Below are 17693 nucleotides of genomic sequence, written 5' to 3'. Positions count from 1 at the left end.
GCGCCCTGCAATCAAGGATCGTCGTCTAATACCTGCCACGTCCTGTGGCAAACGTCGACGCCAGTCCATCCTGGACAAGTGCGACAGGCATAAGACGCACTGTGCAGGAAATCCTGATTTCTGAAGCAGGGTGGCTTATGACCCCGAGCGGCTGGGCGCTGTAGCTAGACACCAGTACTCATAGAGAAAATAAGACTCTCTAATTTGGGCAATTTTTCACGGACACAACTCACAGGCGACTTCTGATGGTACGGCTTAGAAACCTCACAGCTAATGGTTTCACTCTCTGATAAGCGGTATAAACACCTTACTATTCCTGTTCATAGTTTTTATCTATTCATTTATGCTTCTTCAGTTCAATTAATATAGTACAGAATAACTTGTTGTCTAGTCAATAATCTTTTCCATTTTTCTAATATTCTATACAGAGGCCTGGCGGTCTGTGATAGACAAAAGTCACATTTTCCATCCTGCGGACATAAGATGCTATTATGGTTTATTAAGATCAGAAGGATGGATGTTAAATGAAACGAAGATACTCTCCGTATGCTTTGCCCCCGTGGCTCAGGACCACACGCCGCGTATGTGCACAATTCATCATCCCTATTACGGTATTCCAGGGAATCCGAACATTATTGCTTCCGACAGCCATAGATATCCTGTTGCTCGCTATATTAATTGTTATTGCGGTTGCCATTCATCTTCAACTCATATAGTTCTTTAGCCTGGCGTCTGTTCAGCTTGAGCAGCCGCTTTTTTTTGTTGTTCGATTTCTTCGATTTTCATAACCATATACTCCGTATTTTTTAAAAGCCAATATTGCCGCTGTAGCTGGCTGACATAATATAATTCTGTTTTATCTCCTTTTTTATCAAAGTAATTCCTTACGCTTTGAATGGATGATCCCGGATAAGCTAAATAGCTTTGGAACAATAACATTTCCTCTTCTTTCATCGGGAAATATTTAAGGTAATTGTAAATCCAATTGACGCCATCTTCATACTCGGTCGGATAAGTCCTTGCCGATGAAACCAAAAAAGGCAGTAAATCAAAATGAGGCGGAGCTATCTTGGAATTTTCAAAATTTATAAAATGCCCATAGCCTCTGTCATCATAAATAAAATGTTGAATCGCGAGCTTGCCGTGGGTAACGACGCTTCTGACTTTTTCATCATTCTTTGTCCTCTCAAACCACTCTCCCAGCTTTTTCTCTGCATAGTTCAAAGCCTGTAAAATGTCTGAGAAGTACATACAGAACAAAAGCTCGAATGGGGACATATACCACTTCTTCTCACTGCTGCGGACGAATTCTTCAATAAAATCGCGCTGCTTCTTCCAGTGCTCAGCCGTCCGTTCGAAATGTTCTTCCCTTTCTTCTTGGCTGACCGGCACCTCTTTTACGGAAAGAGTATGCATTCTCGCAAGCTCCCTGAATAATTGCATATGACGTTGGTCTCGCTCATCTGTTTCTTGATTCAACAGCCAGGGCATCAAATAATACAATCTGCCTTTTTCAAGAATCGCGTATCTACCGTCCATCGCCGGGTAAATCGGGACAATCCGGTTGAAGCCCCGTTGATATAAGTGCTGAATACTTTTGATAAAATCGATTCCTGCATGTGGAGAAATTTCCTTCAAAGCAAAAACGCCATTATCACTATACACCTTTTTTACTTTGCCGAAGTTCTCCACGTACTTTACCTTTAACGCATAATGACGTAAAATGGCTTCCGTTTCATTGATTTGATTCTCGTTTTTATTCACGAGATCCACTCGCCTTCATGATAATGAAATAAAAAAACAGCAGAGCAGAGCGCTCCGTCTCTGCTCTTTTGCTTACAATTTAACTTTCGCTGTCTTTGGGATGTAAAGCACCTGACCCTCATATACGTCTTGACCCGGATCAAGGGAATTCCTGCTTTGAATCGATTGGACGCTGATATCATAACGATCCGCCAAGGTGGAAAGTGTATCTCCTTCCTGGACAATGCACACTTTCACCTTTGTTAATTCCTCTTCCTGTTTTCGGCCAAAGAAATCCATAAGTGAAACCTGTTCAGCATCTTTTTCATGCGTTCTTTCTTTTTCCTCGTTTTCAGAAGCAGCAGATGTATCTTTTTTTCTTGCAAGATTTAAAATGGGTGCATAATCATTTTGCTCTTGCACTTCAGGCTTCTGTTCTTGTTCTGTATGAGAATAATGTTCCTGTTCCAACTCGATATCTTCTTCGCTTTCTTGTTGGATATCGGTCAAGGGATGTTCTCTATTCATTGTTTCACTTTCTACCTGTATTGGTTCTACCGGAATTTCAAATACAGGAATGCTTAGTGCAACAGGTTCTGTCTCTTCCAATCTTTCATCTTCCGGGAGTTTCTTTGCTTCTGCAAAAAACGGAGCGTACAAATCCTCATTAACTGGTGGCTCTGCTGGATATACTTCTTCTTCCTCCAGACTCGAGTCTCTGACCTGCTTCTCAAATGCATCTTCATTGATATATGGAATTGGTCCTCCTTCCTCTTCTTCGTTGACGATACGGGGCTCCATTTGTTCATCCTCATTTTCCTGAGGGTCCGGATATACACTAAAGTGCACTTCTTCAGGATTTTCTTCCGATTGTTCTAATTCATTTCCCCGGTCAATCTCTTCCTCTTCATCTGATGTATCAGTTTGCTGTTCCTTGTAGATGCCGGTGATTAGCAAATCAGCCTGTAGCTTCAGGCAATTCTTTTCTGGCAGTGTATAATCGAAAGTTTGGATCTCTACATCGACATCCTCAATCGAATGGATTCTATTATAGGGAATGGTGATATCCACCGGAAAGCAGTGGGTAAAAACATTAACGTCATTTTCCCCTCTGTTTACTTCCTGGATTGTCTTTGGATGATAGTTTTGGATGTAATTTATAGGTTCTGATTCTCCGGTGCGCTGTTCCTCTTTGTATTCCCCGCTTAAATCAAGTGTCCCTTTAATCACGACATATTGATCTCTTTCCTGGATTGTAATGTTTGGGTCCAGCGAAATCGAATAAAGCTCAGCAACTTCCTGTCCCTTCTGAAACCAAATGGCTTCTTCTAATGAAAATCGTAAATACGATTGATTTTCTTTCGACAAAAAGAACTCCTCCTCTCATATCCTTAGAAAAACAATGACTATGCCATTAACAATCTATGAAGCAATAAAATTATTTATGACATCTATGAGAATAAGGATAAGCAGAGGAGTAAGTCGACATTTTTGAGTTTCATTTAAATGGGATGGAGTTTCGTTTAAATGAACTGCATTTTCGTTTAAATTAAAAAATTTTCGTTCGAGTCCATATTTTCCCTGTAACACCAAATAAAAAAAGGTCCTTCCTTTATCATCCACTCGATAAAAGAAAGACCCTTACATTCCATTATTTTTTCAGCTTAGAGAATGCCTTTTCAGCTGCAGCAATCGTTTTTTCAATATCTTTATCTGAATGTGCGGTGGACAGAAACAGCCCCTCGAATTGGGACGGAGGCAAATATACTCCTTGTTCCGCCATTTCACGATAATATGTGCCGAAGAAGTTCAAGTCCGAAGTTTTGGCCGTTTCGTAATTGATGACATTTTCATTCGTAAAGAACAGACCAATCATCGAGCCGGCACGGTTAAACGTATGCGGGATATCATATTTCTTCGCTGCGGCGCCGATGCCTTCCTCAAGCAGATCACCTTTTCGCTTAAATTCCTCATACACTTCCGGTGTTAATTGGCTAAGCGTTTCATATCCAGCAGTCATCGCTAGGGGATTTCCCGATAAGGTTCCCGCTTGGTAAATCGAACCGCTCGGAGCGATTTGTTCCATGATTTCTTTCTTGCCGCCGAAAGCCCCTACTGGGAGACCGCCGCCGATTACTTTGCCAAGACAGGTAATATCGGGATCGACGCCAAAGTAGCCTTGCGCGCAGTTATAGCCGACACGGAAACCGGTCATGACCTCATCAAAAATAAGTAGCGAGCCATTATTTTTCGTGATTTCACGGAGCCCTTCCAAAAATCCCGGCTGTGGCGGCACGACGCCCATGTTGCCTGCAACTGGTTCAACAATGATACCGGCGATGTCATCACCGTATTGTTCGAAAGCAACTCTCACGCTTTCCAGGTCATTGTACGGAACCGTAATCGTGTTCTTCGCTGTCCCCTCAGGTACACCGGGGCTGTCCGGCAAACCGAGTGTAGCGACACCGGAACCAGCTTTGATCAGCAGCGAATCGCCATGGCCGTGATAGCAGCCTTCAAATTTAAGGATTTTATTGCGTCCTGTGTAGCCGCGGGCCAAACGAAGGGCGCTCATTGTCGCCTCCGTGCCTGAAGATACCATCCGAATCATTTCAATGGAAGGCACTCTGTCGATGACCAGCTGTGCCAATTTATTTTCAATCAAAGTGGAAGCCCCGAAGCTTGTCCCCGTTTCAGCCACCTTTTTCAATGCCTCTACAACTCTGTCATTTGTATGCCCTAAAATCAACGGCCCCCAAGAAAGGACATAATCAATATATTCGTTTCCATCAATGTCATATATCTTAGAGCCCTTGCCCCTTTCCATAAAAATGGGGTCCATATCGACTGATTTAAACGCGCGTACCGGGCTGTTTACACCCCCAGGCATCAAGTTCACAGCTTCTGCAAAAGCCTGCTTCGATTTTTCATAAGAACGCATACATTCATCTCCTCGACTATTTCTCTTCGTTTATCCCGCTTTAACGGGCAGTAAGCCCCCCCACATGGAAAAACAAGGATAAGTGGGGGAATAACTGCCCGTAAAAGTGCGATTGGTTCAACTAACCATCGGTGGGGGATGAACCGATGGAAGTTTCACTTTATCCAACGAGCAACATCTTTGGCGAAATACGTAATGATCAAATCAGCTCCTGCTCGTTTCATGCCTGTTAACATTTCCGTGACGATTGCCTTTTCATCAATCCATCCATTCAAGGCCGCGCCTTTCACCATCGAATACTCTCCGCTCACATTATAGGCAACAACCGGGAGGGTAAAATTATTTTTCACGTCCCGGATGATATCCATATATGATAGAGCCGGTTTGACAATCAGAAAATCGGCGCCTTCCATGACATCCGACTCCGCTTCCCGGAACGCTTCCATGCGGTTGGCCGGATCCATTTGATAGGTTTTCCGGTCCCCGAATTGCGGAGCACCGTTTGCTGCTTCACGGAATGGTCCATAATAGGCAGATGAATATTTCACGGCATAAGACATGATTGGAATATCGATATAGCCCGCTTCGTCCAATCCGGCGCGAATCGCTGCAACAAACCCGTCCATCATGTTGGAAGGCGCGATGATGTCCGCTCCCGCTTCAGCCTGGCTGACTGCCGTTTTCGCGAGCATATCAAGCGAGGCATCATTCAAGATTTTCCCGTCTTCGACGATGCCGCAATGCCCATGGCTTGTGTATTCGCATAAGCAAGTATCAGCAATAACGATGACATCCGGGAATTCTTTCTTAATCAGACGGGTCGCCTGCTGAACGAGTCCGTTATGGTCGAACGCACCTGTTCCCTGTTCATCCTTATCGTGTTCATGGGGTACACCGAACAGAATGACAGATTTAATCCCAAGGCCTGTCACTTCTTCCATTTCAGCCTGCAAATTATCCATTGATAGTTGAAAAACGCCAGGCATGGAGGAGATTTCATTTCTCACTTGCTCCCCGTCTATGACAAAAAGCGGATAAATCAAATCTTCCTTATGGAGATAGGTTTCACGTACCAACGCTCTCATGCTTTCGCTTGAACGCAAGCGGCGATGGCGGTTAAATCGAAGGTTACTCATTTTCTTTCCTCCTTATCATTCTTATCTTGCAAATATTGTATCAACGATTCTATCATTGCGTTACCAGTATATTCATGTTTAGGACAAATATCGACAACCAGGCCACGGTTTTCTGCGGTTTTTTTGGCTATCGGTCCGATGCAAGCAACTATAAGCTTCTCAGCTTCCTTCCGCATTCCATGCTTTTTCACAACTTCGATAAAATGATCAACCGTCGAAGAACTCGTAAACGTAACAATATCAATTTTTCCAATCTGCAGCAATTCAATCAATAAACGCTCACTTGCTGCCGGAAATATTGTTTCATAGACGATGATTTCTTCACAAACCGCCCCGTAACGGTTAATTTCATCGCAAATAACGGAACGGGCAAGGTTTCCCTTTGCGATCAGTACCTTCTCATTTTGATCTAAATGCTCGACGAATTGCATGGCAAACGCCTCAGCCACAAATTCATCAGGTATAAAATCAGGAAGAAATCCGAATCTCTCAAGCGCTTCTTTTGTTTTATTCCCTATGACTGCCATTTTAGGCATCCTGGTCGGTTTTGTCACTTGTTCCAACAAGCGAAAGAAAAACTCCACACCGTTTCGGCTTGTGAAGACGAGCCACTCATAGTCATCCAGACAAGCGAGTTGGTCTATCTTCCTGGACACTGGAACAAAGTCAATGAGAGGAATCGCGTGCGGGATCCCTCCGTTTGCAGCAATTGTCTCAATCATCTCTGCCGACTGCTCTTCCCCTCTGGTAACCAGGACATTCAATCCTTTTAAAGGCTTGCCCTTATGCATTACTGATCTAACTCCTGTTTCACCCGGTCAATCAATTCTTTCGCGCCTCTTCCGCTTAATAAGCGGGCGGCTTCCTTTCCTACTTCAATCGGATTCTTTCCTTCCACGACTTCTTTGTAAATCGTTTGTCCGTCCGGGGAGGCTACGAGCGCGGCTAAAGAAACCGCACCATCTTCTTTAACCGTTCCGAGTCCTGCGATCGGTACCTGGCAACCGCCCTCCATTTTATCCAGAAACGCTCTTTCCGCCTCGACAGCCAATCTCGTTTCCTCGCAGGTCAGCTTTTTTAGCTCGGCAAGGAGTTCCAGATCATCTTCTCGGCACTCGATCGAAAGGGCTCCCTGTCCAACTGCAGGCAAAGAAAGGTCGGCTTCCAGAAACTGTGTTACGACTTCCTGTTTCCAGCCGAGACGGGACAGGCCAGCCGCCGCTAAAATGATGGCATCATAGTCTTCGTTAGCCAGCTTTTCCAAGCGGGTATCGACATTGCCGCGAATCCACTTAATCTCAAGGTCCGGTCGCCTGTGAAGCAGCTGTGCACTGCGGCGCAGGCTGCTTGTCCCGATGACTGCCCCTTCCTTTAGCTCTTCGAATGGAATATGATTCTTTGAAATTAATGCATCTCGATAATCTTCCCTCGGAGGAATACTGCCGATCGTCAATCCGTCCGGGAGCACGGCGGGCATATCCTTCATGCTATGAACAGCCATATCGATTTCTTTGTTCAGCATCGCCTGTTCGATTTCTTTTACAAAAAGGCCCTTGCCGCCCACTTTAGAAAGCGTCACATCCTGAATCTGATCCCCTTTTGTCACAATCTCTTTCACTTCGAATTCAAAAGGAACACCAAGCTGTTTCAATTGATCGATGACCCAATTCGTCTGGGTGATTGCTAATTTGCTCCGTCTGGAACCGACAATAATTTTTCTCATGATTTCCTCCTATGTATTCCAAAAGTGGAAGGTTGAAAGACTCCCAAACAGGGAGAAGTTGATGATCACAATTAAAAAAGAACCAATATTCCAATAAGCCAATGTCTTCCCATACATTTGTTTCCGAACTTTCACATATAAATACACGCTATAGGCGGCCAGAACAACGAACGAACCGATAATCTTCGGATCATACCAAAAGATGTCGGGAACTTTTATGTACGCCCATTGCAAACCCAATATTAGCGCAATACCAAGCATTGGCACCCCTATGACCGCAAGGATATAGGACGCTTGCTCAAGCTTCGCCAAATCCCCCAGCCGTAAAAGCCGTTTGCCCCATTTCTTTCTTTTAAGCAGATCGTATTGGATTAAATAAAGCAGCGAAAAAACAAATGACAGCGAAAACGCACCATACGAAAAGATCGCCATTGTTATATGGATAAGCAGGAGCTCCGATACAAGCCTTTCTGCCAACACAGCCGATTCGATCTGGACCGGAGCAAACGTATGGATCGCCATGACGATAAAGCCGAGAACATTCGTGAAAAAGACGATAAAGTCCACCCGCAGCAGCCTGTTAATGACTAATGACAAGGTGATGAGAATCCAGGCATAAAAATAAAGCCCTTCAAATATGGTCAGAACCGGAAACCGGCCCGTTTCAAACATATAGAGAAATAAAAAAATTGTTTGAAAAACCCAAACAATCGCAAGCAACCAGAAGGCAATACGATTTGCCTTCTGGTTATTATGAAGAAAATCAGTAAAGTATAAGAGCACACTGAATGCATACAAAATAACGGTAGCTTCATGTAATCTTGTCATCAATAATTCCAGCATATAAACCCCTATGCCTTGACGGGAAATGAACTGAGTTTTGCAATAGGAACTGACTCTTTTTGAGGAGTCTCCGCCCCGGCCTCAGCGATTTCCTCTAAATCAAAGATTTTTACAAATCGGTTCATTGCATCATTAGCGTTTTGTTCGCCCGCCAATTCCTTTGCATAAAGGATTGGGTCCTTAAGCATTTGGTTAATGATGCTCTTTGTGTGCTTGTTCAGCACTTTTTTATCGCGTTCGCTTAAATGCGGAAGCTTTCTTTCGATGCTGTTCATCGTCTCAGTCTGAATAGCAAGCGCTTTTTCACGAAGCGCCGAAATGACAGGCACAACGCCTAGAAGGTTTAACCATTGATTGAACTCAACGATTTCCGCTTCGATCATCAGCAGGATCTTTTCAGCCGCTTTCTTCCGTTCCTGCATATTGGCCTCTACGATTCCTTCAAGATCATCGATATCATAAAGGAACACATTTTCATGCTCCGCAAGCTGTGGATCCAGATCACGTGGCACTGCGATATCGACCATGAAAATAGGCCGACCTTTTCTTAGGCTATTTACAAAGGTCATCATTTCATTGGTGATGACTAGTTCCTTTGAGCCTGTTGAGGTAATTAAGATATCCGCGTCAACCAGGGCACATTGAAGCTCCTGCAGCTGTTTGGCATGTCCGGAGAAACGTTCGGCAAGGGCAACCGCTTTTTCGTACGTCCGGTTGATGACCGTAATGTTGTCCGCGCCATTGCTATGAAGATTCTGAATCGCCAGTTCGCCCATTTTTCCGGCACCTAGGATCAAAACGTTCTTGCCGTTCAGGCTGCCGAATATCTTCTTAGCAAGTTCCACCGCAGCATAGCTGACAGAAACAGCATTCGTATTGATCTCTGTTTCAGCATGCGCTCTTTTCGCAAGAGTCAGGGCCTGCTTGAACAGATGGTTGAACACGGTTCCGATCGTTCCTTCTTGTTGTGCAATCAAATAACTCGAACGGACTTGTCCAAGAATTTGCGTTTCACCAAGAATCATGGAATCTAAACCGCAGCTGACCTGGAATAAGTGCTGGGTCGCACCGTCTCCATCGTAAATGAAGAGATATGGCGAAAATTCCTGCTGATCGATGTTAAACCATTCTGCAAGAAATTCTTTAATATAATATCGCGCTGTATGCAGCTGATCTGCTACAGCGTAAATTTCCGTTCTATTGCATGTGGAGACAATTACGTTCTCCAAAATGCTTTTTTTATTTTTTAACGCCTTCATTGCCTCTGCAAGTTCGGCTTCATCAAATGAAAGTTTTTCACGAATTTCTACAGGGGCAGTCTTATAGTTTAGTCCGATTGATACAATATGCATTTCTTTTTTGCACCCCCAAGAATGATTGAAATATAAACCTATATTATTATAACATGCACATAGTGTTTAAACTGAAAAAATTATGAACAGTTCGTGAATCATGTGCTACTATGTATATGAACCGTACATATTTCGACAATACGATACAAAAGTACCATATCAAAAATAATAGATAACTTCAAGTAATCAAACTGACATAGGAGGTCATTATGAAAGCGCAGCGCATTTTTCCCGGAACCATCTTAATCGGGTTTGGGCTTTATTTTTTTCTTCAGCAATCCAATTTCGCAGTCTTCCCTGGATTTTATACATGGCCAACCCTGCTTTGCATCGTCGGCCTCGCTTTTTTAGGGCAGGCATACGCTGGAAAAGATCATGAAGCGATAGTCCCGGGTGTGATTCTTTTTGGATTCGGCTTTCACTTTCATGTCGTGAACAAGCTTCAAATTTGGCCGGACCATATTGGTATTTTTATATTGATCATCGCCCTCGGCCTGATCCTTCGCGCCAGAAAAACGAACGGCGGCATGCTGCAGGGAATTCTATTATTAGTTATTGCCATTATCATGTTATATTATGACAAGCTTATTGGTTGGCTGGGTCTTTTGGAATCCGGCTTTAACTTCCTGCCCTATGTACTGATAGCGGCCGGTGCCTATGTGATTTTTATTAAAAAGAAATAAGGACCACGGATTTTTTATCCTGGTCCTGTTTTTCATTTTGAGATTGTCTGAAAGATAACCCCCAGCTTTTCCTCAATGAATAAATCAAAATATGCATTCATGATTGTCGGTTCATTATTTAGCAATACCTTACGTGGAACACCTGCCTGTTCGGCAATGGCCGGGAACATATTTACCGGCGTAACCGAGAGGGAGGTGCCCATGGCGAGGAAAAGGTCAGCGTTTCGTACGCTCGTTTCCGCCTCATCCCAACCGTGTATCGCATCCCCATACAGCACGATATCAGGATCTAATATTTCGTGCCCACAATCCGAACAAACCGGAACATTTGTCTTCATGATATGTCCAAAATCGAAAGTCTTGCTGCACTTGGGACATGTCGCCTTTGTAACTGTCCCATGGACCTCAATCACATTCGTGCTTCCTGCTTTTTGGTGCAGACCGTCTACATTTTGGGTAATGATGGTGACGCTTTTTCCTTTTCTCTCAAGCTCTGCAAAAAAAACATGAGCAAGATTCGGCTCGTACGTATGTAAATGCTCCAGCTGAAAAATTTTCTTGTAGTTCTCCCAAAACTCTTCAGGATTCCGGTTAAAATAATCGCGGGATAAATAATATTCAATGGGTTCATCACAGGTAAACATTCCATCTTCGGATCTGAAATCCTTTAAACCACTTTCGGTACTGACTCCGGCTCCTGTCAAAACGGCAATTCGTTCAGCCTTCTCGATCCAGTTCTTAAGTTGGTCTATTTTTTCCAGCTTATTCAAAGGCATGTCACCTCCTAAAACTATAATCTCCTGTGGCGATTCGGATAAAAGGCTCGAATTTTTTATCATAGGGTGCAAAAAAAGTAGCTATTACAAAGTCACCTGTTTTACGATAGCTATTTAACTAATGAATTAATGATCCTCTCAAAGTATTAACGCCATTTTCCAAATACCCCTTTAAACAAGTTAACACATACACCCAGCCTTCTTTTTGCCCCAGCATTTTATTAACGATTTCGGGGTCATCTTCTTTCAAACCTGATTCGTTTACTTCAATAATGGTGCTCATATTTTCCGACTCTTTCAGAGTAATTGTAACAACCGTTTCTTGACCATCCTCACCCCACGAGAACACGATTTTCTTATCGTCCTCTATCTCCAATACTTTTATATCCCCTTGAGCATCGTATTCGTTATATCTCAATGTAACCGTTTTGCCTTGTTCCCATCTTTCAGAACTCGATGAGAACCAAAAATTCCCGACTTTTTCAGGGTCTACTATAGCTTCAAACACTTCCTTAGCTGGCTTGAGGATTTTAAATGTTGCCGTTACTTGAGTATCCATACTACATCCACTCTCTTTCTGTATATTAAATGATACTTTCATATTATCATTAATTAAATAAACAAATTATACACATTGGAAATGTAACGTTGAATTAATGTTCAAGCTTTTTAATTTTGGCTCTGTTAAATTCCATTGTTGATTTTCAAATGGTCATGGAATCTACTCGCTTTCCGCGGACGAACTGGCAAGCCTCCTCACTCGTACCTCGCTGCGGGGTCTTGCCAGCCCGTTTTTCCGCAGGAGTCTCGCAGATTCCCTTCCCAAAAACAACATTATCGTTTAACAGAGCCTTAATTTTAGAGAAATGTGGCTCAATACCGATAAGATGACCTATTATCTAAATAATGTTCGTCAAAAAGGGATGGGTGGCAGTCGTTACGATGATGTGGAAGAAAATCAATTTCTTACTCACATTTTAGTGTCGGCAGATGTGCTATCAAGATATGTATTTCGCAGCGATGTAGCATATGATTGGGACATTACACTTGGAGATATTGCTCTAGATACAGTTCTACAAAAAGAAGACCATCTGAATGAATTCGCAAAAAAATATGCTAGATACCCGAAGTATTCTCACTACCCGATGCCGCCTTCGGCAAACGATACACAAAGTAAATCTGATTATTATAAAGAGTTGGCACAGGTGGAACGGAGAATGAAATATACTGATGGATTGCACGTCGGTTCGACTTATACAACAGTTGCACATCTATGGCTCATTAAACAACTTGTAAAAGCCCCTGAGTGGCGTTTTGTGACCGATGAGGACAATTCCCTTATGACTTCCATTAATCGAGTGTTTTCAAAGTAAACGGCTTTCTGATGCCCATCATTTCCTGTGTCAAACGGATAAGACTAAAACAAGAAAACAGGCTCGTGAGGAATTTGTTCAGGCAAGGGTCGATTTGATTAGTTGGGGAACAATGCGGGGATTTGGAACAGGCTCTCTAAGAAAGTTGGCATTTCTGCAATTACAAGAGTTGTTCGAACATCATCATTTTCACAAGGAACTCTCCGCTTCTTCGGGTACGCATTTAGAATATGCGGATAATCCTATCTTACATCCCCTCGCTACTGTTGATAGAGGATTGCGTTCCGTAGATTGTACGACAAACCTATCTTCATTGGAACCGAAAGATGTGGCTGCCTTAATAATGAATGTAAATGACAATGCAACCAATACTTTTATCCAACACATTCGAAGAAGGTTATCCATTTTAGAAAGACCTTTGACTACGGCAAGAGGAGATGGGGAAAGTTATATCTATTCCAATTTTAATCCGAAGTACGCTCAAATGGCTATCACAATCCTGCGAACTTATTACAACTTTTGTTTCACCTATAAGTCTAACGGAACAATGGAAACACCCGCACAACGAATAGGTTTAACAGATAAACAATTTTCTTTAAAAGATATTATTATCTAAGATAAATCATCCTGTGAAAAAATAGGATGATTTTTTAAATGTCTTTTTAAATGAATACCTTGCATTATTAAGTAATATATTTTATAACTAAATAAGGAGGTGGAAAAATTGGAAATTAATAAAGAGGTTTTAAAAGGTCACATTGATACATTAATTTTATCGTTATTACATAACAGGGATATGTACGGATATGAATTAGCGAAATTGGTCCGTGAAAAAAGTGAAGAGCAATTTGAACTAAAAGAAGGTACGCTTTATCTATCTTTAAAGCGACTTGAAAAAAATGAATGGATTGAACCCTATTGGGGAGACGAACAAGGTCCAGGCGGAAGAAGAAAATATTATAAACTTACACCATTAGGCGAAGAAGGTTTTGAAGAAAAGCGTAAGGAATGGCAATTTGTAAAAAAAATTATTGATACATTTATCGAAGGGGGAGAATAACTTTGAAACAAATTGATAAATATGTAAATTCTATTTATAAAGATGTTGCGGGAGACAAACAAGAAATAGAAGATTTAAGGCAAGAAATGCGGTCGCATTTACTTGAAGCCGTTGAAGAGTTAAAGGCGAAAGGGAAATCAGAAGAAGAAGCTATCCGTATCGCAATCGAAAATTTTGGAGGTAAAAACCAAATTGTAAAAGGATTATCTGAATTCTTCAAAGTACAGAAGAAATTTACTAATTATGTATTATCGTTTGCACTGATTTTCTTTGTTTTTGGCATAATAACACTTGTTTCTTCCTGGATAGAAGCCGAACACTTTTACAAAAAGGGTGAACAATTTGGGACAGTAGAAACAGAAAAAAATACTATCTTTAATGAAGTTTTCGATGTTCTTGACACCACCAATAAAATAAACGAAGTAGAAGAAGAACAATTGATGGACATTTTTAAAAAATATCCAAATCAATTGAATTTATTAGCCGTTTTTCCAATGGAAGATTTAAAAGGATGGTTAGAGAAAAATGAGGTATCAATTGGAACACCTATGACACATTTCCCAATAGAATATAAAAATGCAGCGATTGTAATTGGGAACAATCAAGTGATTGAAAATAAAGAACAAATTATGCCAAGTGATTATGATTTGGGAACTGTTATAATGGCAAATGGACATTGGATTGTTCAATATGAATATAAAACTTCATATGAAAATATAATAGAAGAACATCATCAATTAAATTATTATGCTCCAAACACTTGGACTTTTTATCAGTTACCTATTTTATTTTTTGCTTTATTTAGCGCACTCGGTATTGTTTGGCTCTTCTTAAAAAAACAAAACAAACAGTTAAAAACTGTAATGAATTAAAGTGTAAATTAAAAAATTGAGACTAAAAAATAGCAACTGAATTAGTCAGTTGCTATTTTTAATGCTATTTTAATGTCAAAATGTCTGTTAAAACCAATGCGAATTAGGTTGTAAATTGAAGTTTTCTCCCCTTCAACCGAACCCGTTAGAAATTTCCCCCTGCCTTACATAAACGATTTTAAAGCGCCCCACGCCTGTTCTTTACCTTGCCCGGTTTCGCCGGAAAATACGATCAATTGATCATCCGGATCCACATCAAGCGTTTCCCTGACTACCTTTAAATGCTTTTGCCATTTGCCTTTCGGAATCTTATCCGCTTTAGTGGCAACTACGATACAAGGGAGCCCATGATGCTTCAGGAAATCGTACATCATGACATCGTCCTTGGAAGGGGGATGGCGTAAATCAACAATTAACAGGGCTGCGCGAAGCTGATCACGGGACGTGAAATAGGTTTCAATCATTCGTCCCCATGCCGCCCGCTCTGTTTTCGAAACCTTCGCATACCCGTAACCGGGAACATCGACGAAATGCAGTTCTTCATTAATGATGTAAAAATTTAGTGTCTGGGTCTTGCCCGGTTTCGATGAGGTTCTCGCCAGGCTTTTCCGGTTTATCATTTTGTTGATAAAGCTGGATTTCCCGACGTTTGAGCGTCCTGCAAGAGCGAATTCCGGCAGCGGCTGAGGAGGATATTGCTCAGGTTTTACGGCACTGATGACAATATCCGCACTAGTTACCTTCATTCTTTGCCACCTGCCAATGCATGCTCAAGCACTTCATCAACATGGGAAACAAGAACAAACTCCAATTCATTCCGAACACTTTCCGGAATATCGTCAATATCTTTTTCATTGTCCTTTGGTAGGATAATCTTCGTTAAGCCTGCGCGGTGCGCACTTAACGACTTTTCCTTCAGCCCACCGATTGGAAGCACGCGCCCTCGGAGCGTAATTTCCCCGGTCATGCCTACCTCCCTACGGATTGGACGTCCTGTCAGGGCAGAAATGAGGGCGGTAGCCATCGTTATACCGGCTGAAGGACCATCCTTCGGTACAGCGCCCTCTGGAACATGAATATGGATATCTTGTTTTTCATGGAAGTTTGGATCGATGTTTAATTCTTCAGTCTTTGATCGTACATAGCTGAAAGCGGCCTGTGCCGATTCCTTCATCACGTCACCGAGTTTTCCAGTCAGTACAAGCTTTCCTTTTCCCGGGGATAAGGAAACCTCGATTTGCAGCGTATCTCCGCCGACAGTGGTGTAAGCCAATCCTGTTGCGACGCCAACTTGATCCTCGAGCTCGGCCTGGCCGTACCGGAAAATAGGTTTGCCAAGAAAATCGACAATATTGTTTTCATTGATGACGACACGCTTTTTCTCACCTGAAACCATGATTTTCGCTGTTTTGCGGCAGATGCCGGCAAGCTGGCGTTCAAGGCTCCTGACACCGGCTTCCCTGGTGTAGTAGCGGATAATGCTCATTAATGCGTCATCACGGATTTGCAGCTGTGATTTTTGCAGACCGTGTTCTTTCAACTGGCGGGCAAGCAAATGATCTTTGGCAATATGTAGCTTCTCAATTTCCGTGTAGCCGGCAATCTGAATAATTTCCATCCGGTCGCGAAGAGGTCCCGGGATGGTCGCAAGATTATTGGCCGTCGCAATGAACATAACCTTTGAGAGGTCATACGTCTCTTCAATATAATGATCACTGAAATTGTTGTTTTGTTCCGGATCGAGCACCTCAAGCATGGCTGATGAAGGATCTCCCCTGAAATCGTTGGACATCTTATCAATTTCATCCAACAGGAAGACTGGATTGACTGTGCCTGCTTTCTTCATGCCTTGAATGATTCTGCCCGGCATGGCACCGACATATGTACGTCTGTGCCCGCGAATCTCGGATTCATCCCGGACACCGCCAAGAGAAACTCTTACGAAGTTACGGTTTAAAGAAGTCGCGATCGATTTTGCGAGACTTGTTTTACCGACACCGGGAGGTCCGGCCAAGCAAAGGATCGGTCCCTTTAATGAATTGGTTAGCTGCTGAACCGCTAAATATTCAAGCACCCGTTCTTTTACTTTCTCTAAACCATGGTGTTCACGGTCCAGAATTTTCTCGGCTTTATGGATATTCAAGTCATCCTTAGTCGCCTCGGACCAAGGAATGGAGATCAGCCAGTCAATATAGTTACGGATGACAGAGCTCTCAGCCGAGCTTGCTGGGACCTTTTCATACCGGTCCAATTCCTTGAATGCCGCTTCTTTTACATGGTCAGGCATTCCGGCTTCATCAATCTTTTCAGTGAGCTGGGCTACCTCACCTGTCTTGCCTTCTTTATCGCCTAGTTCTTTTTGGATGGCTTTCATTTGTTCACGCAAGTAGTATTCTTTTTGGGTTCTTTCCATCGAACGTTTGACGCGCTGTCCAATTTTCTTCTCTAAGTTCAGTACTTCTTTTTCATTATTGATGATTTCGATTATGCGGCTTAAACGCTTTTTCACATCGATGGTCTCAAGGATTTCCTGCTTCTCCTTCAGCTTTAACGGAAGATGCGAAGCGATAATATCAGCCAATCTGCCTGGTTCTTCAATATCAGACGTCGAGGAAAATGTCTCTGTGGATATCTTCTTTGACATTTTAATATACTGTTCAAAATATTCGAGCAGCGTTCTCATCAGTGCCTGATGTTCTATTTCCTTTTCCGGGCTGTCTTCATACACTTCGAGCTTCGCGGAAAAATGGGTATCATTGTCATAAAAAGAGACTACCTGTGCTCGGTTTAATCCTTCGACGAGAACACGAATCGTTCCATTTGGAAGTTTCAGCATCTGCTTAACCTTCGTAAGTGTACCCGTTCTATATATGTCATCTTCACCAGGTTCATCCAGTGATATATCTTTTTGTGTCGTTAAAAAGATAAGATGGTCTTCTACCATAGCTTTTTCCAGAGCTTGTACAGACTTCTCACGTCCGACATCCAAGTGCAAAACCATAGTCGGATATACAAGCAATCCTCTAAGCGGCAGGAGGGGGACGATGATTTCATTATCAGCCATAGCATGACACCTCCACTCATTTATTGCATCATTTAGCGTTTATTCACCAATGCTGCTTAGCCTTTTAACAATTCTATCTTATTTATAATGCAGTGTCTAATCTTTGATATACTACCTTTCTTCCCTC

19 protein-coding genes are annotated in these 17693 nt (G+C 42.4%); 6 read left to right on the top strand and 13 right to left on the bottom strand.

Features of this window, described 5'->3' with window-relative positions:
• Positions 1-25 precede the first annotated feature (25 nt).
• Entirely contained in the window at positions 26-172 is a 147-nt protein-coding gene (locus LQ216_RS12845) for a hypothetical protein (protein ID WP_230129861.1), read from the bottom strand.
• A gap of 352 nt (positions 173-524) precedes the next feature.
• On the opposite strand from LQ216_RS12845, the gene LQ216_RS12840 reads away from it, so the two are divergent.
• A complete protein-coding gene (locus LQ216_RS12840; protein ID WP_230129859.1) occupies positions 525-716 on the top strand; it encodes a hypothetical protein in 192 nt (63 codons plus the stop codon).
• 4 nt (positions 717-720) lie between these two features.
• On the opposite strand, the gene ysxE is transcribed toward LQ216_RS12840, so the two are convergent.
• From ysxE to hemA, 8 genes are all read right to left on the bottom strand, one after another.
• Positions 721-1764: a spore coat protein YsxE gene (gene ysxE / locus LQ216_RS12835; protein ID WP_230129857.1), complete on the bottom strand. Its 1044-nt coding sequence runs from the start codon at positions 1762-1764 to the stop codon at positions 721-723.
• A 72-nt stretch (positions 1765-1836) separates the two neighbouring features.
• A complete protein-coding gene (gene spoVID, locus LQ216_RS12830; RefSeq protein WP_230129855.1) occupies positions 1837-3111 on the bottom strand; it encodes a stage VI sporulation protein D in 1275 nt (424 codons plus the stop codon).
• A 283-nt stretch (positions 3112-3394) separates the two neighbouring features.
• Positions 3395-4684 (bottom strand): glutamate-1-semialdehyde 2,1-aminomutase, encoded by a 1290-nt coding sequence (gene hemL / locus LQ216_RS12825; protein WP_230129853.1) that lies wholly within the window; start codon positions 4682-4684, stop codon positions 3395-3397.
• A gap of 155 nt (positions 4685-4839) precedes the next feature.
• Positions 4840-5820: a porphobilinogen synthase gene (hemB, locus tag LQ216_RS12820; protein WP_230129852.1), complete on the bottom strand. Its 981-nt coding sequence runs from the start codon at positions 5818-5820 to the stop codon at positions 4840-4842.
• Positions 5817-6611: a uroporphyrinogen-III synthase gene (locus LQ216_RS12815; RefSeq protein WP_230129851.1), complete on the bottom strand. Its 795-nt coding sequence runs from the start codon at positions 6609-6611 to the stop codon at positions 5817-5819. Before LQ216_RS12815 ends, hemB begins: the two co-directional genes overlap by 4 nt.
• A complete protein-coding gene (gene hemC, locus LQ216_RS12810; protein ID WP_230129850.1) occupies positions 6611-7543 on the bottom strand; it encodes a hydroxymethylbilane synthase in 933 nt (310 codons plus the stop codon). Before hemC ends, LQ216_RS12815 begins: the two co-directional genes overlap by 1 nt.
• Positions 7544-7552: 9 nt before the next feature.
• Positions 7553-8386, bottom strand: coding sequence for a cytochrome c biogenesis protein (locus LQ216_RS12805; RefSeq protein WP_117307867.1), 834 nt, complete (start codon positions 8384-8386; stop codon positions 7553-7555).
• Positions 8387-8394: 8 nt separating this feature from the next.
• A complete protein-coding gene (hemA, locus tag LQ216_RS12800; protein ID WP_230129844.1) occupies positions 8395-9738 on the bottom strand; it encodes a glutamyl-tRNA reductase in 1344 nt (447 codons plus the stop codon).
• Positions 9739-9947: 209 nt separating this feature from the next.
• Here hemA and LQ216_RS12795 point away from each other — a divergent pair, with 209 nt between their 5' ends.
• A complete protein-coding gene (locus LQ216_RS12795) occupies positions 9948-10421 on the top strand; it encodes a DUF5668 domain-containing protein (protein ID WP_230129842.1) in 474 nt (157 codons plus the stop codon).
• 32 nt (positions 10422-10453) lie between these two features.
• Here the strand turns inward: LQ216_RS12795 and LQ216_RS12790 are convergent, their stop codons facing one another.
• Positions 10454-11191 (bottom strand): NAD-dependent protein deacylase, encoded by a 738-nt coding sequence (locus LQ216_RS12790; RefSeq protein WP_230129840.1) that lies wholly within the window; start codon positions 11189-11191, stop codon positions 10454-10456.
• Positions 11192-11315: 124 nt separating this feature from the next.
• Positions 11316-11756 carry an SRPBCC family protein gene (locus LQ216_RS12785; RefSeq protein ID WP_230129838.1) on the bottom strand — a complete coding sequence of 147 codons (441 nt, stop codon included), beginning with the start codon at positions 11754-11756 and terminating at the stop codon, positions 11316-11318.
• Between the two features lie 307 nt (positions 11757-12063).
• Here LQ216_RS12785 and LQ216_RS12780 point away from each other — a divergent pair, with 307 nt between their 5' ends.
• The 4 genes from LQ216_RS12780 to LQ216_RS12765 all read left to right on the top strand — a co-directional run bounded on the left by LQ216_RS12780 (position 12064) and on the right by LQ216_RS12765 (position 14502).
• On the top strand, positions 12064-12570 hold the full coding sequence (locus LQ216_RS12780) for a hypothetical protein (protein WP_230129837.1): 507 nt from the start codon (positions 12064-12066) through the stop codon (positions 12568-12570).
• 94 nt (positions 12571-12664) lie between these two features.
• A complete protein-coding gene (locus LQ216_RS12775; RefSeq protein WP_230129836.1) occupies positions 12665-13186 on the top strand; it encodes a hypothetical protein in 522 nt (173 codons plus the stop codon).
• 108 nt (positions 13187-13294) lie between these two features.
• Positions 13295-13630, top strand: coding sequence for a PadR family transcriptional regulator (locus tag LQ216_RS12770; protein ID WP_230129835.1), 336 nt, complete (start codon positions 13295-13297; stop codon positions 13628-13630).
• A gap of 2 nt (positions 13631-13632) precedes the next feature.
• On the top strand, positions 13633-14502 hold the full coding sequence (locus LQ216_RS12765) for a permease prefix domain 1-containing protein (RefSeq protein WP_230129834.1): 870 nt from the start codon (positions 13633-13635) through the stop codon (positions 14500-14502).
• A gap of 164 nt (positions 14503-14666) precedes the next feature.
• Here the strand turns inward: LQ216_RS12765 and yihA are convergent, their stop codons facing one another.
• Together yihA and lon are read right to left on the bottom strand one after the other, a co-directional pair.
• Entirely contained in the window at positions 14667-15248 is a 582-nt protein-coding gene (gene yihA / locus LQ216_RS12760; RefSeq protein WP_230129833.1) for a ribosome biogenesis GTP-binding protein YihA/YsxC, read from the bottom strand.
• Positions 15245-17566 carry an endopeptidase La gene (gene lon, locus LQ216_RS12755; protein ID WP_230129832.1) on the bottom strand — a complete coding sequence of 774 codons (2322 nt, stop codon included), beginning with the start codon at positions 17564-17566 and terminating at the stop codon, positions 15245-15247. The genes yihA and lon overlap by 4 nt, the downstream gene beginning before the upstream one ends.
• Positions 17567-17693 lie beyond the last annotated feature (127 nt).

It is taken from the genome of Bacillus sp. CECT 9360, assembly GCF_918741275.1.
Lineage (GTDB): Bacteria > Bacillota > Bacilli > Bacillales > DSM-1321 > Peribacillus.
This window is presented reverse-complemented; position numbering and strand designations above follow the sequence as displayed.